This is a genomic window from Rhizobium sp. Root1203, assembly GCF_001424945.1.
Taxonomy (GTDB): Bacteria; Pseudomonadota; Alphaproteobacteria; order Rhizobiales; family Rhizobiaceae; genus Rhizobium.
Genome location: NZ_LMCW01000004.1, coordinates 78,715 through 104,614, shown reverse-complemented (window position 1 = coordinate 104,614; position 25,900 = coordinate 78,715). Strand labels below are relative to the sequence as shown.

Below are 25,900 nucleotides of genomic sequence, written 5' to 3'. Positions count from 1 at the left end.
ACGCCATCCGGCGCGTTACTAGCTACAAATGACCTGATTGAGGCCTCCTCATGTCAGCGGCATGCCATAAAACGTCGATATCATCACGTAAATTACCAAGAAAACTGAATATATCTCGTTACCGACCTGCTGACGAAAACGGCCGGGCACCATAGCTGGAGCCCGGCCGATCCTTCATTTCCAAAGGAAATCAGTGTGGTTGTGGTTCCAGACCGCCTTCGGTCTCGTCACCCTTGGCAGACGGACGGGTGCCGGCCTTTGGCACGGCTGAGCCGCGGCTCGTCGGCGTATCGTCGCCGAGATCGCGCGACGGCTTCTCGCCGCGAATCAGCGCCTTTATCTCTTCGCCGGTCAGCGTCTCGTATTCGAGCAGGCCCTCGGCGATCGCCACGAACTCGTCGTGGTAGTCGGTGAGGATCTTGCGGGCCTCGGTATAGGCCTCGTCGATCAGGCGGCGTACTTCGCTATCGATGGTCTGCGCCGTCGTTTCGGAGACATTTTTCGACTGCGAGACCGAATGACCAAGGAAGACCTCCTGCTGGTTCTCGCCATAGGACACCTGGCCCAGCTGGTCGGAGAAACCCCACTGGGTGACCATTGCCCGGGCGAGCTTGGTTGCCTGCTCGATATCGGAGGACGCACCCGAGGTGATGTTCTCCTTGCCGAAGGTCAGCTCTTCCGCGATACGGCCGCCCATCATGATGACGAGGCGCGACACCATCCACTTGTAGCTCATCGAATAGCGGTCGCCTTCGGGGAGCTGCATGACCATGCCGAGCGCACGGCCACGCGGGATGATCGTTGCCTTGTGCAGCGGATCGGCAACCGGCACCTTGAGCGCGGTGATGGCGTGGCCGGCCTCGTGATAGGCCGTCAGCTTCTTTTCGGCCTCGGTCATGGCGGACGAGCGACGCTCGGCACCCATCATGATCTTGTCCTTGGCGTCCTCGAATTCCGCCATGGTGACGACGCGCTTGTTGCGGCGTGCGGCCATCAGGGCAGCTTCGTTGACGAGGTTCATGAGGTCCGCACCGGAGAAACCGGGCGTACCGCGCGCCAGAACCTTCAGATCGACATTCGGCGCCAGCGGAACGTTGCGGGCGTGAACCTTGAGGATGCGCTCGCGGCCGACGATGTCCGGGTTCGGGACGACGACCTGACGGTCGAAGCGGCCCGGACGCAGCAGCGCCGGATCGAGAACGTCGGGACGGTTGGTCGCAGCGATCAGGATAATCCCTTCGTTCGCTTCGAAGCCGTCCATTTCCACCAGCAGCTGGTTCAGCGTCTGCTCGCGTTCGTCGTTGCCGCCGCCGAGACCGGCGCCGCGATGGCGACCGACAGCGTCGATTTCGTCGATGAAGATGATGCAGGGTGCATTCTTCTTGGCCTGTTCGAACATGTCGCGGACACGGCTCGCGCCGACGCCGACGAACATTTCAACGAAATCGGAACCCGAGATCGTGAAGAACGGAACGTTGGCTTCGCCGGCAACCGAGCGGGCGAGCAGTGTCTTGCCGGTACCCGGAGGGCCAACCAGAAGAACGCCGCGCGGAATCTTGCCGCCGAGACGCTGGAACTTCTGCGGATCACGCAGGAATTCGACGATTTCCTCGAGATCCTGCTTGGCTTCGTCGACACCGGCAACGTCGTCGAACGTCACGCGACCGTGCGCTTCCGTCAAAAGCTTGGCCTTGGACTTGCCGAAGCCCATTGCGCCGCGTGAACCGCCCTGCATCTGGCGCATGAAGAACAGCCAGACGCCAAGGATCAGCAGCATCGGCAGCAATGTGCCGAGATAGCTCAGGAAGCCGGAGGAACCGTCTGTTTCGGGACGCGCGGAAACCAGGACGTTCTTGGCCTGCAGGCGGTCGAGCAGATTGGAGTCGATCACAGGTGAATAGGTTTGGAAGGTGGTGCCGTTTTCAACATAGCTGCCGGAGACGCGGTTACCCGTGACGACGACTTCCTTGACGCGGCCCGCATCCACTTCGCGCAGGAACTGCGAGTAAGGGATATCGCGGGAGCTGGTCTGCGCCGGCGACGTCTGGAACATACTGAAGAGGGCAATCAGCAGAAGCGCTATGATTGCCCACAAGGCGAAATTACGTAAATTAGGGTTCATCGAACTCCCCAGCACTGGAACGACCGCCTCATGGCGACCGTCTTATTTGGCTTCTAACATAGGAGTGCGTAGGGCTATTGCCAAGGCAAACCGGTCCGTTAGATGGTTTTTCCGTCAATAAGACCTAAAGGCGGTTTTGGATAGGGGCGGGTTCCAAATGCAGCCGCAAGGCTGTTCGCGAAGATGAAGTCGAATCGTGTCAAAAAACGGTCGAACAACGCGAAATACGGCTCGATGCGGATTTGATCCGGCAGATCGGTGGATATTGCCGATGCCCAGATGTGCGGCTGGGCTGCAAGCGCGCGCCGGAGGGCGCTTTTCGGGAGGTTGGAACTTCTTTCGCCTCCGTCGCCTCTCGCTCCTCCCTCATTCCTGTGCTCGTCACAAGAATCCAGCGCGCCCAAGCCTTTGGGCGCAAAAGGGTCTCTGACGGCGCTGACGCGCCGTTGCCGAATTCCTGTGACGAGCACAGGAACGAGGGAGTTTGCGGAAACCGCCTCTCCTGGAGCAGACACCGTCACATCCACATCCGAGCGATTCTCCACCGTATATCGGCCATCCCAGACAGCGCGCCCGCCCGCAGCAACGGCGAGCGGCAGGATGCCTCGTGTCTCCCGCGCCAGGTACAGCCCGTCCCGCCGCAGATCGAACACCACCCGCCCTGCCGTCACCCGTCCCGGTCTTCCCGCAGCGACGAAATCGAGAATACCTCTCATCGGCTCCCGCCCGAGCGCAAAAGGCTGCCCGCCGAACACCGCCGCAAGCCGCGATAGCCCATGCCCGAAAAGCGCCTGCTCGACAGCAAGCCCGGCAGGCGAGATGTGCCCGAGCATCGCGCCATGCACACTGACATGCGCATCGAGCCATCGCGCTGCACCGGCGGCAAGCTCTTGCCGGGCTGACGCCATCGTACCGAGTTCCTCCACGGAGATCCCCTGCCCGTCAAGCTCCTGGCGCGTGCGTACCCGTTCGTATTTCGGATCCTCGTTGCTCGGATCGTCCTGCCAGGCGATGCCGCGGTGTTCGAGCCCGGCACGGATATCGGCTCGCAACGAAAGAAGCAGAGGCCGAGCCACCCAGATGCGCCGGTCGAACAGCACCGCGTCTGCGATGCCCGTCATATTCCTGCTCGATCGGGCACCGCGCATGACAAGTGTCTCGCGTTGATCGTCGAGCGTATGGGCGGTCACGACGATGTCGGCGGCAAGCTCGTCCGCGGCCTCGGCGAGCAGTTGGTAGCGGGCATCGCGCGCCGCTGCCATGATGCCGGCCTTGGGCTTCGACCCGTGCCAGACCTTGGTGGCATGCGGAATGCCGAGGCTCAGGCAGAGAGCGGCGACCTGGCGCGCTTCATCCGCCGATTCGGCCCGCAACGCGTGATCGACGGTCGCGGCGCAGAGGGCGATTTTTGAATGGGGAGTGGCCTTCAGCGCATCCGACAGCGCCAGAAGCAGGCCGGTTGAATCGCTGCCGCCGGAAATCGCGACGAGAATGCGCGAGGGCTGGACCAGCGAATCGAGAAAGCGGCGCGCGGCCGTTTCGGGAGAAATGGTGCCGTCGGGACGCAACCCGGCAGGCCTTAGCAGGCGAGACGCTTCTGTTCGCTCGCAACCTTGGTTATGACGGCGCGGGATGCCTTGGGATAGCGCTTCGACACTTCCCTCAGCGTGGCGCAGGCCGTTTCGGTGTTGTCGAGCGCAGCAAGCGACATGCCGAGCTTCAACAGCATTTCAGGCGCCTTTTCCGAGCTGCCGTACCTCTTGTGCGCGTCGAGGAACGTCTTGGCGGCATCGTTGTACTTGCCCTGCGAATAGAGCGCTTCGCCAAGCCAGAAGTTTGCATCGGCCGCCCGTGCACTGCCGGGGTACTGGGCAATGTACTGCGTAAATTCCTGTTCGGCCGTCGAATAGTCGCCCGAGAGCACGTGGCCGTATGCGGCCTTGTACTGGTCCGCTTCGCTGCCAAGCGATGCTGTCTGCGAGGATCGGCTCCCGTCGACATCGGGCAACGGGCCGGAACCGACCTCCGCGCCCTGATTGACCGACCCGCCGACCGGGTTGCCGCTCTGGTCGAAGTCGATCGAACCAAGCTGCTTGGGCGGCTGCCCCAGGCCTTCGTTTGCAGGAACGTCGGTGGAGGGAGCCGTTTCGGCTCCCCGTGTCGCCTCTATCGTGCGGGCGACATCGTCGCCGCCTCTGGCCATCTGTCCGGAAGCGGGCACATCGGCCTCACTCTTTTTCATCGGCTTGCTGCTGGCACCGGCGCTGCTGCCTCCGCCCTTCTCCAGCTCCTGGAAGCGGAATTCGTTGTCTTCCTGCGCCTTGCGGATCGTTTCCTGCATCTGCAGGAGCTGGAAGCTCATCTCCTCGATCCGGCCGTTCAGCTGGCGCAGTTGCTCTTCGAGCTGCTGGACGCGCACTTCCGCACTCCCGGCCGCCTGCACGTTGACGACGGGCGCGTTCCGCTGCTCGCCGGCCTTATCGCCGATGTGCCAGCCGAATAGCGACGTCGCATTCGCCGACTGCTCTGTCCCGGCCAATGCCGCGAGGCACAGCATGCCCGCAACGACAAGTTTCTTCATATGGTTCGTCCTGTCCCAGTGATTCTTCGCACCTCGATGGCACGAACAGGAGATTTTTCCAATTGCTTTCAAAAAGCAACGGAGTCTGGCCAAAGTGTGGTCAAAAAGAAAAGGCGGCCCGCGAAGGAGCCGCCTTTCCAAAAGGTAATGTCTTTCCGGCAATTACATGCCGGCGCCGCCGAGAACGGTGACGGCACGGCGGTTCTGCGACCAGCAGGAAATATCGTCGCAGACGGCGACCGGACGTTCCTTGCCGTAGGAGATCGTCTTCATGCGCTGGGCCGGAACGCCGCGCGACGCGAGGTAGTCCTTCGTGGCAGCGGCACGGCGCGCGCCGAGGGCGAGGTTGTATTCGCGGGTGCCGCGTTCGTCGGCATGGCCTTCGACCGTGATCGCGTACTTCGGATAACGAGCGAGCCACTGTGCCTGACGGTCGAGCGTCTGGGAAGCGTCTGCGCGGATCGACGTCGAGTCGGTGTCGAAGAAGATGCGGTCGCCGACGTTGACCGTGAAGTCCTGCGCCGAGCCAGGCGTTGCGGCGCCGGCGCCGAGGCCGAGATCGCCGGCGCTGTTGGCCATGTTCTTCTTGTTGGCGCAACCGGCCAGGGCAAGACCGGCAACGAGCGCGATCATGACGGGGTTGCGGGCGAAATTCTGCATGCGGCTCATTGCCGGGGTGTGAATTCGGCTCATGGCCGGTCTCCTTGCGACTTGATTAAGGTTGCCGGACTGTAACCGTACTCGGTTAATCGGCGTTCAAGAATTATGGTTAACGGATGGTTGATTTGTCCCTCTGCTGCCCCAATCGAGGATTTTTGAGGCGACAAAAAGGCGTGTCCACAGTCTTTCCTACTCCAGGAGCGGCGACCAGGCCGGGTCCGATGCGAAGTTCGGGGTCTTGATCAGCTGCTCGTTGTAGCCGGTGAGGTCGATCGAGTAGAGCTGCGGACCACCTGCTCCCGCCGCCTGGCGGAAGAACATGATGACACGGCCGTTCGGTGCCCAGGTCGGACCCTCGTTGTGGAAGCCCGTTGTCAGGATACGCTCGCCCGAGCCGTCCGGCTTCATCACGCCGATCGAGAACTTGCCGCCCGACTGCTTGGTGAAGGCGATGAGATCGCCCCGCGGCGACCAGACCGGCGTCGAATAGTTGCCGTCGCCGAAGGAGATGCGCGTCTGGCCGGACCCGTCGGCATTCATCACGTAGATCTGCTGGTGACCGCCGCGGTCGCTTTCGAAGACGATCCGTCCGCCGTCGGGCGAATAGGACGGCGAGGTGTCGATCGCCGCCGTCGAGGTCAGGCGGGTCGTCGTGCGCGAACGCAGGTCCATCGTGTAGATGTTGGCATTGCCTTCCTGCTGAAGGCTCATGACGACCTTCTGACCGTCAGGCGAGAAGCGCGGCGAGAAGGTCATGCCGGGGAAGTTGCCGACCACTTCGCGCTGTCCGGTTTCCAGCTGCAGCAGGTAGACCCGCGGCTGCTGGTTGGCAAACGACATGTAGGTGACTTCCTGCCGGTTCGGCGAGAAGCGCGGCGTGAGCACGAGGTCGCTGCCGTTGGTCAGCATGCGGACGTTGAAGCCGTCCTGGTCCATGATGGCGAGCTGGCGCTTGCGATCCTGCTTGGTGCCGGATTCCGAGACGAAGACGACGCGGGTGTCGAAGTAGCCTTCTTCACCGGTAATCTGCTTGTAGATCGCATCGGCGATGATGTGGGCGACGCGGCGCCAGTTTTCAGGCTGCGTGTAGAACTGCTGGCCGGTCATTTGCGTGCCGGCAAAGGTATCCCAGAGGCGGAATTCGGCCCGAAGGCGGCCATCGCTTTCCTGCGTCACGCGGCCGGTGACCAGCGCCTGCGCATTGATGACCTTCCAGTCCTCGAAGCGCGGAGCGGCGTCGGGATTGGAAATCTTCTCGATGAAGGCGTTCTTGGCGATTGGCTTGAAAAGGCCGGAGCGCTGAAGATCGGCGGCAATCACCTGCGACACCTGCGCGCCCATGTCGCCCTGCAGGAAGTCGGTGATCGCGATCGGCAGAGGCTCGACGTTGCCCTTGTTGATGTTGATTTCGACGAGCGCGTTCGCGGGCGTGGCGATAACAGCTGTGGTTATCATGCCGACGGCGACCATCAAGGCGCGGATGAGAGAACACTTGGTCATAGAGGACAAGCCTTTCAGCATTTTAAAGGGCTAGATCGCTGGGATCGAAATTGACGATGACTTCGCCCCAGGCGTCATATTTGTCTTTGGGAAGATTGGTGAACGGCGACGATTTCATGACGGCGCGCTTGGCACCGCTCGCCAGGGCCATGCGCGTTGCCTCGTTGGTCCCACCGATCGCTTCGACCTCGGGCGAGCCGATGATGTTGCCATCCGGATCGAGCTTCATGTGGACCTTGATGCGAACGTCGGCAGCACCTTCCATTCCCGGAATAACGGACCAGTTGCCGGCGATCGCGCTGCGCAGGGCATCCATCTCGCTCATCGAGAGCTTGGAACCGCCGGTGGCCTTTTTGGCGCCGAACGAAGCAACTTCGGTCGAGCTCTTGGCGCCGCCGTTCGACGGGTCCTGCTTGTTGAGCAGGGCCGCGATATCGTCCGAGTTGAAGTCGCTCTGCTTCGAGGAGGAGGCCTTCGCCTTTTCCTGCTTCTTGTCGGCCTTTTTCTTGTCGGTCGGCTTTTCGTCCGTCTGGGCCTTGTCTTCGGTCTTCTTCTCAGGCGGTTTTTCGGCCGGCTTCTGCTCCGGCGGCTTCACCTGCGGCTTGACGACGGGCGTCGGCACCTTGTCCGGCAGCGCTTCGGCATCCGGCTTCGGCGGCTCTGCCTGTTCCTGCGGCTTTTCCTCGGCCTTCGGAGGCGTGGGTGTCGGCGGTGTGATCTCGGGCTTCGGCGGGGTGATCGACGCAACCTGCTGCGGCTCGACGTCCGTCTCCTCCTTCATGATCTCCTTCACCTCGTTGGGCACGGGATCATTCTGGGGAAGCGGCTTCTCCGAGGCCTTCGGGGCAGCGGCCGTGACGTTGTTGTTCGGCTTGGCGTTGGGGACCGGCGGCGTCTTCAGGTCGACCTTGTTCTCGCCCATGTTCTCGGCGTTTTCGACATTGGTCGGCTTGGCAGTCGGCTTCGGCGCCGGCTTTTCGCTCGGCTTGGCCGTCTTGTCGCCCTGCTGCATCTGCGTCATCTCTTCGACGGGCACGAGGTCGACGGGCATCGCCTCGAAATCCTCGACCTTGAACTGCTCCGGGGAGCCGATCGAAATCAGCGCCCAGGCAAGCAGTGCACAGTGCAGAGCAGCAGATGTGACGATACTGGCCTTCATAGCGTTCGCTATTGGTCCTTCTTCTGCTGCGTCACGAGGCCGATGTTCTTGAAGCCTGCACCCTGGATGCGGGCCATGACATCGGCGATCACGCCATAGGGCGCCGTCGCGTCGCCGCGAACGAAGATGCGTTCATTGTAGCCGGTGGTCGCGATCGCCTCGAGCTTGGCGGCGATTTCCTCGACCGGGATCGGGGTTTCCTGAAGGAATGCCGTACCGTCGTTCTTGACGGAGATCGTGATCGGCTGCGTTTCGGAATTCAGCGCCTTGGCCTGCGTTTCCGGCAGGTCGATCGGCACGCCGACGGTCATCATCGGTGCGGCGACCATGAAGATGATGAGAAGAACAAGCATGACGTCGACGAGCGGCGTCACGTTGATTTCGGAAATGACGCCGCCTCTGCGTCCGCCGCCACGACGACGGCGTCCACCGCCGCCTCCGCCACCGCCTGGAGCACCCATACCCATATCGTTTACTCCGTTTCCGTGCGTTTACTGCGCAGCCTGGCGCGGCTGCAGCTTCTCATCGATCTGGCGCGAAAGGATGGCGGAGAATTCATCCGCGAAACCTTCCATGCGACCCGAGAGCTTGCCGGCGTCGGCGGAGAATTTGTTGTAGGCGATAACCGCCGGAATAGCGGCGACAAGGCCGATCGCGGTGGCAAGCAGCGCTTCGGCGATACCGGGCGCGACGACCGCAAGGTTAGTGGACTTCGAACCGGCGATCGCCTGGAACGAGGTCATGATACCGACGACCGTACCGAAGAGGCCGATGAACGGACCGGCAGAACCGATCGTCGCCAGCGAGCCCAGGCGGGCGGAGAGGAATTCCGATTCACGGGCGAGCGTCACGTCCATGGCGCGGTCGATACGCATCTGCAGGCCGATCGGCGACCGTGCGCCGCGCTCGAAGGACTTCTTCCATTCGCGCATGGCGGCGACGAAGATCGAGGCGAGGCCCGTATTGTTGCGCTCGGAGAGCGAGCGGTAGAGTTCCTCCAGCGACTGGCCCGACCAGAACACCTGCTCGAACTTGTCGAACTGGCGCCGTGCGCGGCCAAAGGCCAGATATTTGTCGATGACGATCGCCCAGGTCCAGACGGAGGCTGCGATGAGCCCGAGCATGACCAGTTTGACGACGAGACCTGCCTGCATGAACAGCGACCACAGGCTCACGTCCGTCGCTGCTGCTGCCAATCCTACTTGTTCCATTGATCCAAAATCCCCGAATCCAAACGCCCGGCACTTGACCGGGCGGCACAAAGTGATCTCGCAAGAAGTGTCTGGCGGCCGCCGCCCAAAGCCCTGGTCAAGCTTCCAAGCTCTTATCCGCTTTCCTTGCCGTCAAATTTGGTCAAAGGAAGGCGTGCACCGCACAAACTCTGACAATCCGAGTAAGACACCATTATGGTTAACAGTTCGTTAGCATCGGACAATGTCAGCGAATCTATCTGCGGAAAGAATAATCCTTGGATTACTTGGTCAGCTCTACAGGTTTATGACCAAAACAGCGCTCATCTTGCAGCGCGGCAATTCCTTCACATGAAAGTCATGTTTTTGCAAGGATGAAATCAGCCACCCTTTGCGACGTTCTGGCGTCGGTTCAGTCAATCCGCACCGGCGCAGCCTTCAGAGCGGCTTGCCGCCTTCGAGAAACTTCTCTGCCAACGTTTCCGGCAGGCGCCTCGGCCGTCCACTGGCATTGATGACGGCGATGATCACCTTGGCGGCGATCAGGAGCGTGTCGTCACGACGTATTTCCTGGGTGAGGACCATCTTTGCACCGCCGGCTTTTTCCGTGTGCGTCAGCACGGTCAGGAGGTCGTCCATCCGTGCCGGCGCCTTGAAGTCGATCTCCATGCGGTGGACGACGAAGACCAGGCCCTCCTCGTCGGCCGTGATCAGTTCGCGCTGCTCGACGCCGAGGCAGCGGAGATAATCGGTGCGGCCGCGCTCCAGAAAATGCAGGTAGCGGGCATGATAGACGAGACCGGAGAAATCGGTGTCTTCGTAGTAGACCCGCTGCAGAAGCCGATGGCCCGCTTCCGTGAGCTCACCCGAAATCGAAAAACCTTTGTCCGCCATGATGCTCTCCAAAGTCATAGCCCTCTTTGGCGCAAGAGTTTCCGCCATGCAAGCATTGAACAATCGTCACAGTTCCTAAGTATTTTCCCATCGACCTACGGAGCAGGAGATGATCCCATGAAGATTGCGGTGATGGGCGGGGATGGTTTTATCGGCTGGCCGACATCATTGCACCTCTCCGACGCAGGCCACGACATTCACATCCTCGACAACCTGTCGCGACGCTGGATCGACACCGAACTCGGCGTGCAATCGCTGACCCCGATGGACTCGATCCAGGAGCGAACCCGCATCTGGCACGCCGAAACCGGCCGGCGCATCCATTTCAACCTCATCGATCTCGCCAAGGACTACGAGCTGCTCAAAAAATGGCTCGCCGACAACAGGCCCGACGCGATCGTCCATTTCGCCGAACAGCGCGCGGCCCCCTATTCGATGAAGAGCGACCGGCACAAGAACTACACCGTCAACAACAACGTCAATGCCACGCACAATCTCTTGAACGCCCTGGTCGAGCTGCAGCTCGACGCCCACCTCGTCCATCTCGGCACAATGGGCGTCTACGGATATTCGACGGTCGGCGCGGCGATCCCGGAAGGGTACCTGAGAGTGGGCATCGAAACGGCGGACGGCCAAACCGCCAGTCAGGAGATTCTCTACCCCTCCAACCCCGGTTCGATCTACCACTTGACCAAGTGCCTGGATCAGTTGCTCTTCCATTTCTACGCCAAGAACGATGCACTGCGCATCACCGATCTTCACCAGGGCATCGTCTGGGGAACGCACACCGAGCAGACGCGCCGGCACGCGCAGCTGATCAATCGCTTCGACTATGACGGCGACTACGGCACGGTGCTGAACCGCTTCCTCATCCAGGCTGCGATCGGCTACCCCCTGACCGTCCACGGCACAGGCGGCCAGACCCGCGCCTTCATCCACATCCAGGATTCGGTCCGCTGCATCGAGCTTGCCTTGAAGAATCCGCCTGCCCGCGGCGCGCGCGTCGAGATCTTCAACCAGATGACAGAAACCCACCGCGTCCGCGATCTCGCCGAGATCGTCGCGAAGATCACAGGCTCTGCGATCGCGTGGATGCCCAACCCGCGCAAGGAGGCGCCCGAAAACGAGCTGATCGTCCGGAACGACAAATTCCGCGACCTAGGCCTCGACCCGACCACCCTCAAGGCCGGCTTGATGAGCGAGATCGTCGATATCGCGAGGAAGTTCGCCTATCGTGTCGATCGCGCTCGCGTTCCCGCCGTCTCTGCCTGGACCAAGGATATCGCCGCGACGATCAACCCCGATCTGGAAGGCAAGCGGCTGAAATCGGTGTCGTGACGATGGCAGCGACGAGTGTCAGATTGGAGGATGTAGCCCCCCTCGTCCGGCGGCCTATACCATCGCCCTGTTCGGGAAAAGAGACCCGTGGAGACGCCCGATTCCCATGACCTCCCCGTCCGCCTACGTCACGCTCGTCACAAACGCAGACTACGCCATGGGCGCAACCGCGCTGGCGCGCTCGCTGCGTGTCACCCGGACCGCGGCCGATATCGTCGTGCTCCACACCGGCGGCGTCGGCCGGTCCGTGCTCGACCCGATGCAGCAGCTGAACTGTCGCCTGATCGAGGTCGAGCACCTGCCGCTGTCCGACGCCTTCAACGAGCGCCATGCCCGCGGCAAGCTGCATTCGGCAGCCCCTTTCGTCAAAGGACGAAAGCCGGATTTCCATTCGCCGCTCGATAATTTCTGCAAGCTGAGGCTCTGGGAACTGACGGAATACCAGCGATGCGTCTTCATCGACGCCGACGCAATCGTCCTGAGGAACATCGACAAGCTGTTCCAGTACCCCGAATTTTCCGCAGCTCCCAATGTCTACGAGACGCTCGGCGACTTTCGCCGCATGAACTCCGGCGTTTTCGTCGCCCGTCCATCCGCTGACACGTTCCGGCACATGCTGGCGCGCCTCGATCAGCCCGAAAGCTTCTGGAAACGGACCGACCAGACGTTTCTGCAGACGTATTTCCCCGATTGGCACGGGTTGCCTGTCTATTTCAACATGCTTCAGTACGTATGGTTCACCATGCCGGTTCTTTGGGACTGGAAGAGCATTTCGGTCTTGCACTACCAATATGAAAAGCCATGGGAATCGGATCATCCCAAGGCCGCGATGTTGCAGCCGTTGATCGACCTTTGGCACGCGTTCCACGCCGGCGATGATCTGCCGGACATTTCGGCGATGGCCAATCCGGAAGAGGCAGCATGAAGGTACTGGTATCGGGCGGAACGGGCCTTGTCGGACGATACATCGTCGAGGAGCTGCTGGCGGCCGGATATTCCGTCATCGTCGGCGGCCGCCACGCACCGCTTCCCCGTGCCTTTTCGCGCCCCGTCGAGTTCGCGCCCCTGTCGCTCGACCCGGCCCGCGATCACATCGAGGCGTTCGATGACGCCTATTTCTTTGTGCACGCGGCCTTTCACCACCTGCCCGGAAAGTATCGCGGCGGCGAGGGTGACGATCCGGAAACATTCAAGCGCCTCAACCTCGACGGCACCGTCAGGCTCTTCGACGCAGCCAAGCGCGCCGGCACCCGCCGTTGCGTGTTCATCTCCAGCCGCGCGGTCTATGGCGATCCTCCGCTCGGAACCATGCTGACGGAGAGCATGCAGGCCAAACCGACTACCCTATACGGACAGGTCAAGCTCGATGCCGAGCGCAGCCTGGCGCACCTCGCCGCCCCCGGCTTTGCGACCGCAAGCCTGCGGCTGACCGGCGTCTACGGCGGCCTGCACCCCAACAAATGGGACGGGCTCATCGACGACTACCTGGCGGGCCGCCCCTTGCCGTCGCGCGCCGGAACCGAGGTTCACGGAAGCGACGTCGGCCAGGCGGTGCGGCTGATGCTGGAAGCCGAAAGCGCACGCATCTCGGGCGAGAATTTCAACGTTTCCGATGTGACGGTGGATACATGGGACATTCTGGAACCCGTCCGCTGGGAGCGCGATTGCCTCAACAGGTTGCCGCTCGCGGCCGACAAATCCGCGCTGGCGCAGATGGACACGACGAAAATCCGGATGCTCGGCTGGACGCCCGGCGGCATGCCGCTATTCGACGAGACGATCCATGCTCTCGCCACCGGCGGGTTACCGCACAGGCCCGCGCAAGCCTAGGGTTGTAGCCCATCCCCGATGGTGTAATCCTGGGGGATAGTATGCAAGTCGGATCCACTTCGACGCTCGATATTCTGCGCAACGCGTATTCTGCCGGCAACCTCAACGCATTCGCGGACGGCGCAAACAGCACGCGCCTGAAGATGTTGCAGGATTCCGCAAAGGCCCTCGAGACCTTGCGCCAGAACATGACCACGTCAGCCGATGCAGCCAAGGAACGGGCAGCGCGGAAGCTGGAAGAAGCCAAGGCGCAGCTGGAGATGCTGAAAAGCGGCGGCTTCCCGCCTGAGGTGGTCGCCCGCCTTGCCGCCGAACTCGCCCACAAGATCAGCGCCGCGGCCACCGAGTTCGCCGCAGCTGTCGCTGCCAGCGCGACCAGCGCCTCATCGGCCACGGCAGCCGCCGCGAATACGGCAACAGGCGCTGCGCCCGAAGCAACTGCCGCCGCAAACGCTGAACCGGAATCCGAAGATGGCGAGGCTGGCGTCGAGGCGTCCGAGGCGGATGAACCGGACGGTGCGACGGCAGCACGAAATGCCTACCGGAGCGTCGTCGAGGATGGAAAGCAGGCATCTGCCGGAATCTCCGCCGAGGACAGAAAGACCATGGAGGAGTTCAAGTCGATCCTGCAGGAGGTGCGCCAGCTCATGGACAAAGCCATGCGCGAACTGCGTGCCAGGATCGGCAACCCAGGCTCGGATGCCGATGGCGCGGCGCTCGAAGCACAGGTCGGCGCTTCGCGGACACCGACCAGCATCGTCATCTGACCTCCAAGACAGACGGTCAAAGGGCGCATTCTCGCGTTGCAATGACAGGCGACAGCTTTATGGTTCTGCGGAAACCAGCGCGGTGGATTGCATGACCCCAAAAGAACTGAAGGCCGAAATGCGCGCCGAGCGGCTGGCGCTTCGCGCTGGCATCCCGGCGGACACGCGTATCGAGATGAGCCTGGCGATGGCCGAGCACGCCGGCGAAGCGGTCGCCTTCGACCCGGGCACGATCGTCTCCGGCTTTTTGCCGATCCGCTCCGAGGCGGACACCCGCCCGCTGATGGCACGGTTCCAGGCCCGCGGCGCGCGCCTTTGCGTACCCGCCATCCTCGATCGCCAGACGATCGTCTTCCGCGAGCTCGTGCGCGGCGCACCGCTGGTCGGCACCGGGTTCGGCACGTCGGGTCCGGGCCCGGACGCACCCGTGCTCGATCCCGAGATCCTGCTCGTCCCCCTCTCCGCATTTGATCGGCGCGGCCACCGTATCGGCTACGGAGCGGGTCATTACGACCGTGCAATCGACCGATTGAAGCAAAAAGGCATGCATCCGAAACTGATCGGCATTGCATTCGACTGCCAGGAAGTGGCACATGTGCCCGCTGAGCCGCACGACGTAAGCCTGGATGCCATCCTGACAGAAAGCGGCCTTCGCTTTTTTGCCTCTTGGATTGGATAGCAATGAGACTGCTTTTTCTGGGTGACATGGTCGGCAAGACCGGACGTACGGCGGTCTGGGATCGCCTCCCCGGTCTGGTATCGGACCTGAAACTCGACTTCGTGATCGTCAACGGCGAAAACGCCGCCGGCGGCTTCGGCATAACCGAGGATATCTTCCTCGAAACGATCAATGCCGGTGCCGACGTGGTGACGACGGGCAATCACGTCTGGGACCAGAAGGAAGCCGTCGGCTTTGCCGGCCGTCATGACCAGTTCCTGCGTCCGGCCAACTATCCGCAGGGGACGCCCGGCCGCGGTTCCGGCCTATTCTATGCCCGCAACGGTGCGCGTGTCCTCGTCGCAAACATTATGGGCCGCGTCTTCATGCACCCGGAACTCGATGACCCCTTCAAGTCGGCTGAAACCATCCTCGCAGCCTGCCCGCTCAAGGAACAGGCCGACGCGATCATCTTCGACTTCCATGCGGAAGCCACCAGCGAGAAGCAGTGCTTCGGCCACTTCGTCGACGGACGCGCGAGTTTCGTCGTCGGAACGCATACGCATGTGCCAACCGCCGATCACCAGATACTCAACGGCGGCACCGCCTATCTCTCCGATGCCGGCATGTGCGGCGATTACGATTCGTCCCTTGGCATGGACAAGGAAGAGCCGCTGAACCGCTTCATCTCCAAGATGCCGAAAGGCCGGATGGAGGCCGCGACCGGCCCGGCCACCATCTGCGGCGTCGGCGTCGAGATCTCCGATACGACGGGGCTCGCCGAAAAGATCGCGCCGTTGCGCCTCGGCCCGCGGCTTGCGGAGACCGTTCCCGAGTTCTGGCGCTAGCTTGGGCATCCGCCTGCCATGACGCAAAAGTGAGCAGCGGCGCCGGCTTTTGATCTGGACCGATGCGACCCCTTGCCGCATCCTCCCCGCATCGTGAAAGCGCTGGAGGAAGTGGCAATGAAGCCGCGTTTTCTTGTCTTCGCAGTTGCCTGCCTGCTGGTCCTTGTCGCGGCGGAAGCCGCGGCTGCGCAAGAGGAACGCCGCAATGTCAGCCAATGCCAGGCGGTCGCCCAATCGATTCCAAAAGCAACCTTCGCCAGTTTCCCGGGTCCGCCGCCATCGATCGCGGCGGGCGCCACGGAGGAAACCGTCACGCTGACCTATGTCGGCCATTCGACCTTTTTCATCGAAACACCCGGTGGTGTCTCGATCGCCACGGATTTCTCCGGCTGGTATACGCCGCCGCGTCCCCCGACGGTTGTGACGATGAACCGGGCGCATTCCTCGCACTACACGCCTGCACCGGATCCGGCGATCCGATACGTGCTGCACGGCTGGAGCGATGTGCCCGACGAAAAGGCCAGGATCGACATGATGGTCGGCGACACCTACATCCGCAACGTCACGACGGATATCCGCGGCGGCGACGGCGCACCGCAAAAAGACGGTAACTCGATCTTCATCTTCGAGGTCGCGGGCCTGTGCATCGGGCATCTCGGCCACCTGCACTACGAGCTGACCGAGGCGCACTACACCGAAATCGGCAGGCTGGACGTGGTGATGGTCCCGGTCGACGGCGGCCTGACCACGGGAGCCGACAGCATGAGCCGCATCATCAAACGCCTGAGATCGTCGCTGATCCTGCCGATGCACCAGCCGAGGCCGTTGCAAAACTTCCTGTCGATGTTCGGTCCCGATTTCGATATCGCCTACGCCCCGACCAACACGATCACCGTATCGATGCGCACCCTCCCGAAGAAGCCGCTGATCTACGTCGCCAAGGGCATGCAGTAAACGAGCGGCATCAGCGTGCGCCTCGGCCGCCCAAACTTCCGACACCTCGTTCGGCGCCTTCATCTCCACCCTCCCTCATTCCTGTGCTCGTCACAGGGATACAGCCACGGCGCGTCCGCGCCGTGAGAAGAGTCTTTTGCATTCAATGACTTGGATGCGCTCCATCCCTGTGACGAGCACAGGGATGGGGTGAGGATGGAATGTTTCGCCCCCAGACATCATAGCCGCTTGCCCCAAACACCCGGGCCTTGTCCTTCACACTGCCATCAGCTCAGGCAAAATGCAGATGCTGCCTGACGCCGACGTCGGGCATCTTGTCGTCGTCGAGATTGGCCTTGGCGATCTCCCAGCCGAATTTCAGCTTGCTGCCGGTGGAAACCCATATTTCCGCGTCGTCGACATGCATGGCAAGCATCGTCAGCTTGGGGTCCTTCTTGCCGTCCTCGTACCAGGCGGCAACGACCGAGTTCCAGTATTCCTCGATCTTCGACGGATCGGCGCGGGCCTCTATCTGGCCCGCGAGGCACGCATGATAGTCGTGATCCTTGCCGACGACGCAGAAGTGGGCGCGCGTGCCGGGCCTGATCGCCCGGACGATGTCTGCATCGGACTTCGTGTAGAACCAGATCGTGTTGGTCTTCGGGTCGGCATGCGGCGCCATCGGCTGCATATGCATATCCACGCCGTCCACCCCAAGCATTCCGGCATTGATATCGTTGACCTGGTCCCAGAGCTGGCGTGCCGGGTGTTCCCGCGCCTCGTTGAAACTAGCCATAGCACTTCCTTCCGTTTCGAGGGTCCGTGCTTTCAAACGTTGGCTTCCCGGCTTTGTTCCCCGACGCCCGCCGAGATGCTACGGTCGGCCCATATTGCGGAACGGAGGATTCGATGGGGAACGCAACGTTGTTGGCTTTGGTCCTTTCTCTGGCATTCGTATCCTCGGGCGGTGCAGCCGACCGGAGCTTCGCGCCCGACGAAAACGGTCAGATCGTCTTCGTCACTCCCTCGAGGAACATCGGCTGCACCTACATCCCGAAAGGCGGCACTGCGATGTACACGCCCGATGATGGCGGTCCGGAACTCGGCTGCGATCGCATCGAACCCCTTTACGTCCGCCTCATCCTGTCGGCCTCGGGAAAGCCCTTCATCTTCAAGATGGAAGGTGACAGCGCCTGCTGCAGCGACGCCAACGTTCTGCAGTACGGCGACCGCTGGCGGGCCGGCCCGTTCAGCTGCACCTCCGAGCGAAGCGGCCTTGCATGCACGCGTGACGATGGCCATGGCTTCTTCGCAAGCAGAAAGAAATACACCGTCAACTGACAGCGGCACGTCGTCGGCCGGCTGCCGTGCGAACCGCTTTTCCCTTGAATGCGCCCCGTTTCGCTCTTATAAGGCGGCCCATTCCGACAATAAGACGTGAACAGGGGTGCCATGGCTGGCCATTCACAGTTTAAAAACATCATGCACCGCAAGGGTCGTCAGGATTCCGTGCGGTCGAAAATGTTCTCCAAGCTCGCGCGCGAAATCACCGTTGCCGCCAAGGCCGGTTTGCCCGATCCTTCGATGAACGCGCGCCTGCGCCTGGCGATCCAGAACGCCAAGGCCCAGTCCATGCCGAAGGACAACATCGACCGCGCCATCAAGAAGGCCGCAGGAAACGATGGCGAGAACTACGATGAAGTCCGCTACGAAGGCTACGGCCCGGGCGGCACCGCGATCATCGTCGAAGCGCTCACCGACAATCGCAACCGCACCGCTTCCAACGTCCGCTCAATCTTCACCAAAGCCGGGGGCGCTCTTGGCGAAACCGGCTCAGTATCCTTCTCGTTCGACCACGTCGGCGAGATCACCTACAAGCTCTCGGCAGGCGACGGCGAGAAGATGATGGAAGCCGCGATCGAAGCCGGCGCCGACGACGTCGAGACCGATGACGAAGGTCACTACATCACCTGTGCCTTCGAATCCCTCGGCGAAGTTGCCAAGGCGCTCGAAACGACACTCGGCGAAGCGGAAACCGTCAAGTCGGTCTGGCGCGCCCAGAACAACGTGCCGGTCGATGAGGAAAGGGCGCAGTCGCTGCTCAAGCTCATCGACAGCCTCGAAGACGATGACGACGTTCAGAACGTCTACTCGAATTTCGAGGTCTCGGAAGAAGTGCTGGCCAAGCTTTCGGCCTGATCTTTCCGCCCGTTATTGTGAACTCCCGGCCTGCGTTCGAAAGACGCAGGCTTTTTTGATGGATGAACCGGATGCGCTACAAGCTTGCCCTCTTCGATTTCGACGGAACGCTTGCCGACACCGCCGGCTGGTTCACCTCCGCACTGAATGAATCGGCCGCCCGTTTTGGTTTCCGCCAGCTTTCCCTCGAGGAAATGGCAATGCTGCGGGGCAAGGGAAACCGAGAGATCATCCGCTATCTCCGCGTTCCCTGGTGGAAAATGCCGGCCATCGCGCGCGATATGCGGCAGCGGGCAGCGGCAAGCGCCCACGAGCTGAAGCTGTTTCCCGGTGTCCGCGAACTGCTTGCCGATTTGCGCGCCGCCGGCGTGCGCATCGCGATCGTCAGCTCGAATGCGGAAACCACGATCCGCAGCGTCCTCGGCAACGACATCCAAATCGACTACTTTGAGTGCGGCACATCCATCTTCGGAAAATCGGCCCGCTTCCGGCGCGTGCTCCGGCGCGCCGGCCTCAGCATCGCCGATGCCATCGCCATCGGCGATGAGGGCCGCGACATCGAAGCGTCACGCGCCACGGGAATCGTGGCGGGCGCGGTCGCCTGGGGCTACGCCACGCCCGATTATCTTGAGAGCCAATCGCCGGACATCATGTTCGACAGCGTCGGTGACATCAGGCGCACGCTCCTCCAGAGCTGAACACCGCTGGGGAATAACCCAGCGGGCGACCGACGTCTGTGGATAGGCCGCCTCCGTTTTCACATCCCGCCGCTAACGGGTAACACGTTCGTTACCCGCCACCCTTCGTTAAGGTCTCGGTAACCCTCCCCGACTTGAATGCGCCGCATTCGCTCCAGCCGGTCTGTCTCAAGGCCTGCCTCTCTCACTCTCGGCGGGGAAACCACCTCATGAAAAGAATAGCTCTCGCACTCTCGTTCACGCTGCTCGGCGCGCTGTCGGCAAAGGCACAGCCTGTCATGGTCAAGCAATTCGAGGACTGGGGCGTCTATTCCTACAGCAAGGGCGGGCAGACGGTGTGCTATGTGCTGACAGTGCCGAAATCGATGGAACCGAAAAGCGTCGACCACGGCCGCAACTTCTTCGTCATCGGCAGCGCCCCGGGCTCCGGACACGAGCCGCAGGCGATCATGGGCTACGAGCTGAAGCCGGGGTCCCGGGTCAAGGTGGATATCGGCGACAAGACCTTCTCCATGTTCACCAGAGGCAAATCCGCCTGGGTGGTCGAGGAAGCCCGCGAGCCCGAAGTCATCAGCGCCTTGCGCTCGGGAAGCGACATGACCGTTCATGCAGAGTCGCTGCGCGGAACGGCAACGACCTATACCTATTCGCTGAACGGCGTGACCGCCGCCCTCAAGCGCATGAGCACGTGCAATTGAGGGCGCGCGCCATCCGTCATACGCCACACCGGATGCTTTCCGCCGCACGCCTGCCCGGCTGGATGCGGACGATCGCTCTCTTCTGTCTTGCACTGGCGCTCGCCAGCCCGCCGGCGGCCGCCAATCCGCTGCAGCCGCATGCGCCGTTGGAGACAAGCCGCGCCGCGGGCCGCGAAACCGGGCTCCCGGTGCCGCGCTTCGTCTCGCTGAAATCGCGGGAGGCCCGCATGCGCGTCGGCCCCTCCCTCGACTACGGAACGCAATGGGTCTACCAGGTCGCCGGCCTGCCGGTGGAGATTACGGCCGAGTACGGCAACTGGCGCCAGATCAGGGATTGCGACGGCGTCACCGGCTGGATGCACCGCGCCCTGCTTTCCAGCAGTCGCACGGCACTTGTCGGACCATGGATCGCGTCCACGGTCCCGATCCGCGCAGCGCCGGCGGCAACCGCGGCAATCCTTGCCAACCTCACCGCGCGCGTGCGGCTCGGGGTCCACTCTTGCGACGGCACGTGGTGCAGCGTCGAGGTCCCAGGCCATCGCCTCGAGGGTTTCGTCAGGCAGGCGGCGCTCTGGGGCGTCTATCCCAACGAGAAGATCATGTAGCGGGCAAGGTGCTCACTGCGCCCCGCCCAGGAAGGCCATCCGGGTGAAGATCGTATAGTGCGCCTCCGACGCCATCATCGCCACGAAGACCAGCACGAGGACCGGAGGCAGGAGGATCGCATACACCAGCGCCAGCCGCTCCCAGGCCATGTGCATGAAGATGGCGACGATCAGCCCCGCCTTCATGAGCATGAAGAGGATGATCAGCGTCCATCGCGGATAGCCCTGGATGCCGAGGTAATCGACGAGGTAGGAGAAGGTGCTGAGCACGAACAGCAGTCCCCAGACGACGAGATAGAGCCTGATCGGATGCTGCTGGCCCGAGTGAGCGTGAGCCTGAGAATGGGTTTGCGCTTGTGCCATGATGCGACCTCACCAGAGATAGAAGAACGCGAAGATGAAGACCCAGACGAGGTCGACGAAGTGCCAGTAGAGGCCCATGATCTCGACGATCTCGTAGTTGCCTTTTCGGCTCGTGAAGAACCCTCGCCTGCCGGTCTCGAAATCTCCGCGCAGCACCTTGCGCGCCGTGATCAGCAGGAAGATCACGCCGAAGGTCACATGGGTTCCGTGAAATCCGGTGATCATGAAGAAGGATGAGCCGAATTGCGCCGCACCCCAGGGATTCTCCCAGGGCCGGACACCTTCGGTGATCAGCTTCGTCCATTCGAAAGCCTGCATGCCGACGAAGGAGGCGCCGAGCGCGGCGGTCAGCAGCATCAGCGCCGCCGTCTTGCCACGCTCCTGCCGATAGCCGAAGTTGACGGCCATCGCCATGGTGCCGCTGCTGCTGATCAGGATGAAGGTCATGATCGCGATCAGGATCAGCGGAACCTCCTTGCCGCCGATATTCAGCGCGAAGACTTCGCTCGGATTGGGCCAGGGCACCGGCGTCGACATGCGGGCGGTCATATAGGCAAGCAGGAAGCAGCCGAAGATGAAGGTATCGCTGAGGAGAAAGATCCACATCATGGCCTTTCCCCAGGAGACGTTCTTGAACGCCCGCTGATCCGAGGCGAAATCCGCCGCCACGCCGCGGAGGCCGGCCTGAGGCAAAGGGCGGGTATGATCAGCTTCGGTTCGTGTGAATTCGGCCATCGTCCAGCTCCTAGGGAAATTCCAGCAAAAGTGCGTGGCGGTTTTGCGTCCGGAATTGCGTAAATACAAAAAGATAGAGCGTTTTCGCGATTCGAAGAAAAGCGGAAATGCTCTAACTAACCAGTTGCCGGCAGAGATCGACGAGATCGTTTGCCCAGCCGGTGAAAAGCGCGAGAAGCACCAGCCAGACGACCAGCATGAAGTGCCAGTAGGTGGCGCAGAGCTCGGTACTCAGACACAGCGCCGCCTGGGATGAGCGACGGGTCGCAAATGCCCTGACGCGGGTCCGCCCAAGCACGGCGAGACCACCCAGTATGTGCAGGCCATGCAGGCCGGTCAGGAGGTAGAAGAAGCTGTTTGCCGGGTTGTCGGCGAGCACATAGCCGGCTGCAGCGAGCTGGCGCCATGCAACCAGCTGCCCGACGAGGAACAGGACCGCCGTCGCAAACGCCGCATCGAGCGCGACCCGCATCGGCTCGACGCCGTCTCGCCGTGCTTCGACGGTTGCCCATTGCATCGCCGCGCAGCTGGCAATCAGCATCGCCGTATTGACCCAGAGGAGCGGCGGTACCGGTGGTGACCACCAGTCGGTGCCGGCCATGCGCACGAGGTAGGCGCTGACCAGCAGCGAGAACAGGGCGCCGACCACTGCCAGGAAGATGCCGAGGCCGATCTTCGCGGCAGGCAGCGGCGAACCCTGCCGCCCCATCGCGTCGCCGGCTCGGCCAATCTCGAGCCACGGCTTCGACATCAGTCGCTGTCCTGACATCCACCAGCCGACGACGGCGGCAATCCCGGCCATGAAGATCAGGATCGCGCTCATGTCGCGGCCCTCGACAATCCATCCGGCTGGTTCTGCGGCAGGAAATCTTCTGCAGCACCGGGGACGCTGTAGTCGTAGGCCCAGCGATAGACCACTGGCAGTTCCTTGCCCCAGTTGCCGTGGGCAGGCGGCGTCTGCGGCGTCTGCCACTCCAGCGTCGTCGCCCGCCAGGGGTTGCCGCCGGCCTCGCGGCCCCGGAAAAGGCTCCAGACGAGATTGAACACGAATACCAGCTGCGCAGCCCCGACGACCAGCGCGGCAACAGTGATGAACTCGTTGAGCGTGTGCACCGAGGGTGGGATGAAGACCGTTTCGCCGAGCTCGTAATAGCGGCGCGGCACGCCGATCAGGCCGATATAGTGCATCGGGAAAAAGATCGCGTAGGCGCCGAGGAACGTCACCCAGAAGTGGATCCGCCCGAGCAGCTCGTCGAGCATGCGTCCCGTGATCTTGGGATACCAGTGATAGATCGCGCCGAAGACGACCATGATCGGCGCAACACCCATCACCATGTGGAAATGCGCGACGACGAACATCGTATCGGAGAGCGGGACGTCCACCACCACATTGCCGAGGAATAGGCCGGTCAGCCCGCCGTTGACGAAGGTGACGATGAAGCCGAGCGCAAACAGCATCGGCAGCGTCAGGTGGATGTCGCCCCGCCACAACGTCAGCACCCAATTGTAGACCTTGAGTGCAGTCGGGATGGCGATGATCAGCGTCGTGGTGGCGAAGAAGAAGCCGAAGTTCGGGTTCATGCCGCTGACATACATGTGGTGCGCCCAGACGACGAAGCTGAGCGCGCCGATGATGACGATCGCCCAGACCATCATCCGGTAACCGAAGATATTCTTGCGCGCATGCGTGCTGATGAGATCGGAGACGATACCGAAGGCCGGCAGGGCCACGATATAGACCTCAGGGTGCCCGAAGAACCAGAAGAGGTGCTGGAAGAGGATCGGGCTGCCGCCCTGCGACTTCAGCTGCTCGCCCATCTCGACGATGGAAGGCATGAAGAAGCTGGTGCCGAGCAACCGGTCGAACAGCATCATCACGGCAGCGACGAACAGCGCCGGGAAGGCCAGCAGCGCCATGACGGTCGCGGTGAAGATGCCCCAGACGGTCAGCGGCATCCGCATCAGCGTCATGCCGCGCGCCCGCCCCTGCAGAACGGTCACGACATAGTTCAGCCCGCCCATTGTGAAGCCGATGATGAAGATGATGAGGGACGACAGCATCAGGATGATGCCCCAGTCGCGCCCGCCAGGCGTGCCCGAAAGCAGCGCCTGCGGCGGATAAAGCGTCCAGCCGGCACCCGTCGGGCCGCCCGGCGCAAAGAAGCCGGCGACGAGGACCAGGACGGCCAACAGGTAGAGCCAGTAGCTCAGCATGTTGGCGTAGGGGAACACCATGTCGCGGGCGCCGAGCATCAGGGGAATGAGATAGTTGCCGAATCCGCCGAGGAAGAGTGCCGTCAGCAGATAGATTACCATGATCATCCCGTGCATGGTGATGAACTGATAGTAGTGATCGGCATCGATGAAGGAGAAATAGCCGGGAAAGCCGAGCTGCAGGCGCATCAGCCAGGAGAGCACCAGTGCCACGAAGCCGATCGCGAACGCGGTCAGCGAATACTGTATGGCGATGACCTTTGCATCCTGGCTGAAGACATACCGCGTCCACCAGCTCTTTGGATGGTAGAGTTCCACATCCGCGACTTCGGCGGGCGGGATGACGTCGCCGGCGGTGCTGGGAATGTCAACCATCGCATGCCTTCCTTCCTCGTCCCGTCGCGGACCACCCTCGCCCGCGACGCCGGTCAGCTGGCCGGTACCACTGATGCCATCAACTGCTGGAACGTCTGCTGCTGTTGCAGCCAGCCCTTGTATGCCTCCGCATCGTCGACGACGACCGCGCCGCGCATCTGCGGATGTCCCACACCGCAAAGCTCGGCGCAGAGAACCTCGAATGTCCCGGTCCGTGTCGGCGTGAACCAGAAATAGGTGACCGAGCCGGGGATCATGTCCATCTTCGCCCGAAACTCCGGCACGTAGAAATCATGCAGCACGTCGAGCGAGCGCAGGTGCACGCGCACCGACTTGCCGAGCAGCAGGTGCAGGTCGCCGCCCGAGATGATGATGTCGTCGAGCCCGGCCGGATCGCCGGCGATGATGCCGAGCGGATTGTCTGGCGTGACCGCCCTGTTGTCCGCGCGCCCAAGCGCCCCGTCCGCGCCTGGGAGTCGGTAGTTCCACTGCCACTGCTGGCCGACCACCTCGATTTCGCCGGCATCCGGAGGAACGGTGACGAATTGCTTCCAGACCACCAGCCCGGGCGTCAGCATCGCCGCGACACCGAGCGCCGTACCGCCGGCGAGCCACCATTCCAGCTTCTTGTTTTCGGGCTGGTAGGCCGCCTTGTTGCCGGGTTTGTGACGGAATCGGAACACGCAATAGGCCACGAAGCAGACCACCGCGACGAAGACGAAGCCGGTGATCCAGAAGGTGATGATGATGGTGCTGTCGATATAGCTCCAGTTCGACGCGATCGGCGTCCACCACCAAGGGCTCAAGAGGTGGAAGGCCACCGAACCGAGAGCGATCAGAACCAGGACCAGCACGACGACCATGGGCTCCTCCTGAGCCGCACTGCCGGTCGCGGTCATAATTCGCAACCGTCGCGCGTTTCTTTAGCAATATCTCATAAATACACGATGGCGGCAATCGGCGCTTCGAACATCGTCGCCCGCGCAGAATGCCCGATATGCTGCTGCTTCTAGTTGGAGAACTGCTTCAGATAGGCGATGAGATTGGTGATGTCGGTATCGTCCTTGACGCCGACGAAGGTCATTTTCGTCCCCTTCACCTTCAACTTTGGGTCGTGAAGATAATCGCGGAGCGTGGCGTCGTCCCAGACGAGGCCGGCCTTGCCGGCCGCCTGCATTGCCGGCGAGTAGGCAAAATTCGGATGAGTCCCGGCCGTCCGGCCGAACAGATGGTTGAGCGAGGGCCCTACCTTGTTCTTGTCGGTATCGGCGATGTGACAGACCGCGCATTTCTTGAAAACGGTTTCGCCCGCCGCGGGGTCCCCCTCCTGCGCGACTGCGCCGGATGCGAAAAGACAGATGACTGGCATTACAACGGCAAGATCACGCCAACGCATAGCAATCCTCCTCCCAAAGGTTGCCAACCAGACGGCGCCGACGCCCGGCCCCGACGTGTTGTTCCGTCCACCCGCCTGCATTGGCGGGCGAGTGACATGCACTGTCAGATAAAGCTATGCCGCGGCGACGCGAAGTC

At 62.1% G+C, this 25,900-nt stretch carries 28 protein-coding genes; 12 read left to right on the top strand and 16 right to left on the bottom strand.

Features of this window, described 5'->3' with window-relative positions; all coding sequences use genetic code 11:
* Positions 1–190: 190 nt before the first annotated feature.
* The 9 genes from ftsH to ybgC all read right to left on the bottom strand — a co-directional run bounded on the left by ftsH (position 191) and on the right by ybgC (position 10,106).
* The gene (ftsH, locus tag ASC97_RS05795) at positions 191–2,122 is read right to left on the bottom strand and encodes an ATP-dependent zinc metalloprotease FtsH (RefSeq protein ID WP_057467397.1); all 1,932 of its coding nucleotides are present in this window, start codon (positions 2,120–2,122) and stop codon (positions 191–193) included.
* Positions 2,123–2,220: 98 nt separating this feature from the next.
* Complete coding sequence (gene tilS, locus ASC97_RS05790) at positions 2,221–3,690, bottom strand: tRNA lysidine(34) synthetase TilS (RefSeq protein ID WP_057467396.1); 1,470 nt, start codon at positions 3,688–3,690, stop codon at positions 2,221–2,223.
* Positions 3,691–3,701: 11 nt separating this feature from the next.
* Complete coding sequence (gene ybgF, locus ASC97_RS05785; protein ID WP_057467395.1) at positions 3,702–4,703, bottom strand: tol-pal system protein YbgF; 1,002 nt, start codon at positions 4,701–4,703, stop codon at positions 3,702–3,704.
* A 162-nt stretch (positions 4,704–4,865) separates the two neighbouring features.
* The gene (gene pal / locus ASC97_RS05780; RefSeq protein ID WP_057467394.1) at positions 4,866–5,396 is read right to left on the bottom strand and encodes a peptidoglycan-associated lipoprotein Pal; all 531 of its coding nucleotides are present in this window, start codon (positions 5,394–5,396) and stop codon (positions 4,866–4,868) included.
* A gap of 156 nt (positions 5,397–5,552) precedes the next feature.
* Positions 5,553–6,863, bottom strand: a complete 1,311-nt coding sequence (tolB, locus tag ASC97_RS05775; RefSeq protein ID WP_057467393.1) for a Tol-Pal system beta propeller repeat protein TolB — start codon at positions 6,861–6,863, stop codon at positions 5,553–5,555.
* Between the two features lie 22 nt (positions 6,864–6,885).
* Positions 6,886–8,022, bottom strand: a complete 1,137-nt coding sequence (locus ASC97_RS05770; protein ID WP_057467392.1) for a hypothetical protein — start codon at positions 8,020–8,022, stop codon at positions 6,886–6,888.
* 8 nt (positions 8,023–8,030) lie between these two features.
* Positions 8,031–8,489: a protein TolR gene (tolR, locus tag ASC97_RS05765; RefSeq protein ID WP_057467391.1), complete on the bottom strand. Its 459-nt coding sequence runs from the start codon at positions 8,487–8,489 to the stop codon at positions 8,031–8,033.
* A gap of 24 nt (positions 8,490–8,513) precedes the next feature.
* Positions 8,514–9,233, bottom strand: a complete 720-nt coding sequence (tolQ, locus tag ASC97_RS05760; RefSeq protein WP_057467390.1) for a protein TolQ — start codon at positions 9,231–9,233, stop codon at positions 8,514–8,516.
* Positions 9,234–9,650: 417 nt separating this feature from the next.
* Complete coding sequence (gene ybgC, locus ASC97_RS05755; protein WP_057467389.1) at positions 9,651–10,106, bottom strand: tol-pal system-associated acyl-CoA thioesterase; 456 nt, start codon at positions 10,104–10,106, stop codon at positions 9,651–9,653.
* Positions 10,107–10,223: 117 nt separating this feature from the next.
* On the opposite strand from ybgC, the gene ASC97_RS05750 reads away from it, so the two are divergent.
* The 7 genes from ASC97_RS05750 (at position 10,224) to ASC97_RS05720 (ending at position 16,501) form a co-directional block, all read left to right on the top strand.
* A complete protein-coding gene (locus ASC97_RS05750) occupies positions 10,224–11,444 on the top strand; it encodes an NAD-dependent epimerase/dehydratase family protein (protein ID WP_057467388.1) in 1,221 nt (406 codons plus the stop codon).
* A 106-nt stretch (positions 11,445–11,550) separates the two neighbouring features.
* Positions 11,551–12,369 (top strand): glycosyltransferase, encoded by an 819-nt coding sequence (locus ASC97_RS05745; protein WP_057467387.1) that lies wholly within the window; start codon positions 11,551–11,553, stop codon positions 12,367–12,369.
* Entirely contained in the window at positions 12,366–13,274 is a 909-nt protein-coding gene (locus ASC97_RS05740; protein WP_057467386.1) for an NAD-dependent epimerase/dehydratase family protein, read from the top strand. Before ASC97_RS05745 ends, ASC97_RS05740 begins: the two co-directional genes overlap by 4 nt.
* Positions 13,275–13,315: 41 nt before the next feature.
* Positions 13,316–14,041 carry a hypothetical protein gene (locus ASC97_RS05735; protein WP_057467385.1) on the top strand — a complete coding sequence of 242 codons (726 nt, stop codon included), beginning with the start codon at positions 13,316–13,318 and terminating at the stop codon, positions 14,039–14,041.
* A 91-nt stretch (positions 14,042–14,132) separates the two neighbouring features.
* Positions 14,133–14,720 carry a 5-formyltetrahydrofolate cyclo-ligase gene (locus ASC97_RS05730; protein ID WP_057467384.1) on the top strand — a complete coding sequence of 196 codons (588 nt, stop codon included), beginning with the start codon at positions 14,133–14,135 and terminating at the stop codon, positions 14,718–14,720.
* 2 nt (positions 14,721–14,722) lie between these two features.
* Positions 14,723–15,547 (top strand): TIGR00282 family metallophosphoesterase, encoded by an 825-nt coding sequence (locus tag ASC97_RS05725; RefSeq protein WP_057467383.1) that lies wholly within the window; start codon positions 14,723–14,725, stop codon positions 15,545–15,547.
* Positions 15,548–15,664: 117 nt separating this feature from the next.
* A complete protein-coding gene (locus tag ASC97_RS05720) occupies positions 15,665–16,501 on the top strand; it encodes an MBL fold metallo-hydrolase (RefSeq protein WP_057467382.1) in 837 nt (278 codons plus the stop codon).
* A gap of 271 nt (positions 16,502–16,772) precedes the next feature.
* Here the strand turns inward: ASC97_RS05720 and ASC97_RS05715 are convergent, their stop codons facing one another.
* The gene (locus ASC97_RS05715) at positions 16,773–17,276 is read right to left on the bottom strand and encodes a pyridoxamine 5'-phosphate oxidase family protein (protein WP_057467381.1); all 504 of its coding nucleotides are present in this window, start codon (positions 17,274–17,276) and stop codon (positions 16,773–16,775) included.
* Positions 17,277–17,389: 113 nt separating this feature from the next.
* Between ASC97_RS05715 and ASC97_RS05710 the strand changes: the two genes are divergently transcribed.
* The 5 genes from ASC97_RS05710 to ASC97_RS05690 all read left to right on the top strand — a co-directional run bounded on the left by ASC97_RS05710 (position 17,390) and on the right by ASC97_RS05690 (position 20,680).
* Positions 17,390–17,821 carry a DUF6636 domain-containing protein gene (locus ASC97_RS05710; protein ID WP_057467380.1) on the top strand — a complete coding sequence of 144 codons (432 nt, stop codon included), beginning with the start codon at positions 17,390–17,392 and terminating at the stop codon, positions 17,819–17,821.
* Between the two features lie 111 nt (positions 17,822–17,932).
* Positions 17,933–18,679: a YebC/PmpR family DNA-binding transcriptional regulator gene (locus ASC97_RS05705; RefSeq protein WP_057467379.1), complete on the top strand. Its 747-nt coding sequence runs from the start codon at positions 17,933–17,935 to the stop codon at positions 18,677–18,679.
* Positions 18,680–18,750: 71 nt separating this feature from the next.
* Positions 18,751–19,377 carry an HAD-IA family hydrolase gene (locus tag ASC97_RS05700; protein ID WP_057467378.1) on the top strand — a complete coding sequence of 209 codons (627 nt, stop codon included), beginning with the start codon at positions 18,751–18,753 and terminating at the stop codon, positions 19,375–19,377.
* 209 nt (positions 19,378–19,586) lie between these two features.
* On the top strand, positions 19,587–20,075 hold the full coding sequence (locus tag ASC97_RS05695) for an invasion associated locus B family protein (protein WP_057467377.1): 489 nt from the start codon (positions 19,587–19,589) through the stop codon (positions 20,073–20,075).
* A 32-nt stretch (positions 20,076–20,107) separates the two neighbouring features.
* Positions 20,108–20,680: an SH3 domain-containing protein gene (locus ASC97_RS05690; protein WP_057467376.1), complete on the top strand. Its 573-nt coding sequence runs from the start codon at positions 20,108–20,110 to the stop codon at positions 20,678–20,680.
* A gap of 12 nt (positions 20,681–20,692) precedes the next feature.
* On the opposite strand, the gene ASC97_RS05685 is transcribed toward ASC97_RS05690, so the two are convergent.
* From ASC97_RS05685 to ASC97_RS05660, 6 genes are all read right to left on the bottom strand, one after another.
* Positions 20,693–21,043, bottom strand: coding sequence for a cytochrome C oxidase subunit IV family protein (locus ASC97_RS05685; protein ID WP_057467375.1), 351 nt, complete (start codon positions 21,041–21,043; stop codon positions 20,693–20,695).
* Between the two features lie 9 nt (positions 21,044–21,052).
* Entirely contained in the window at positions 21,053–21,778 is a 726-nt protein-coding gene (locus ASC97_RS05680; protein WP_057467374.1) for a heme-copper oxidase subunit III family protein, read from the bottom strand.
* Positions 21,779–21,890: 112 nt separating this feature from the next.
* Positions 21,891–22,601: a cytochrome c oxidase subunit 3 gene (locus ASC97_RS05675; RefSeq protein ID WP_057467373.1), complete on the bottom strand. Its 711-nt coding sequence runs from the start codon at positions 22,599–22,601 to the stop codon at positions 21,891–21,893.
* The gene (gene ctaD, locus ASC97_RS05670; protein WP_057467372.1) at positions 22,598–24,367 is read right to left on the bottom strand and encodes a cytochrome c oxidase subunit I; all 1,770 of its coding nucleotides are present in this window, start codon (positions 24,365–24,367) and stop codon (positions 22,598–22,600) included. Before ctaD ends, ASC97_RS05675 begins: the two co-directional genes overlap by 4 nt.
* Before the next feature lie 53 nt (positions 24,368–24,420).
* The gene (locus tag ASC97_RS05665; RefSeq protein ID WP_057467371.1) at positions 24,421–25,230 is read right to left on the bottom strand and encodes a cytochrome c oxidase subunit II; all 810 of its coding nucleotides are present in this window, start codon (positions 25,228–25,230) and stop codon (positions 24,421–24,423) included.
* A gap of 146 nt (positions 25,231–25,376) precedes the next feature.
* A complete protein-coding gene (locus tag ASC97_RS05660) occupies positions 25,377–25,763 on the bottom strand; it encodes a c-type cytochrome (protein WP_057467370.1) in 387 nt (128 codons plus the stop codon).
* Between the last annotated feature and the right edge of the window lie 137 nt (positions 25,764–25,900).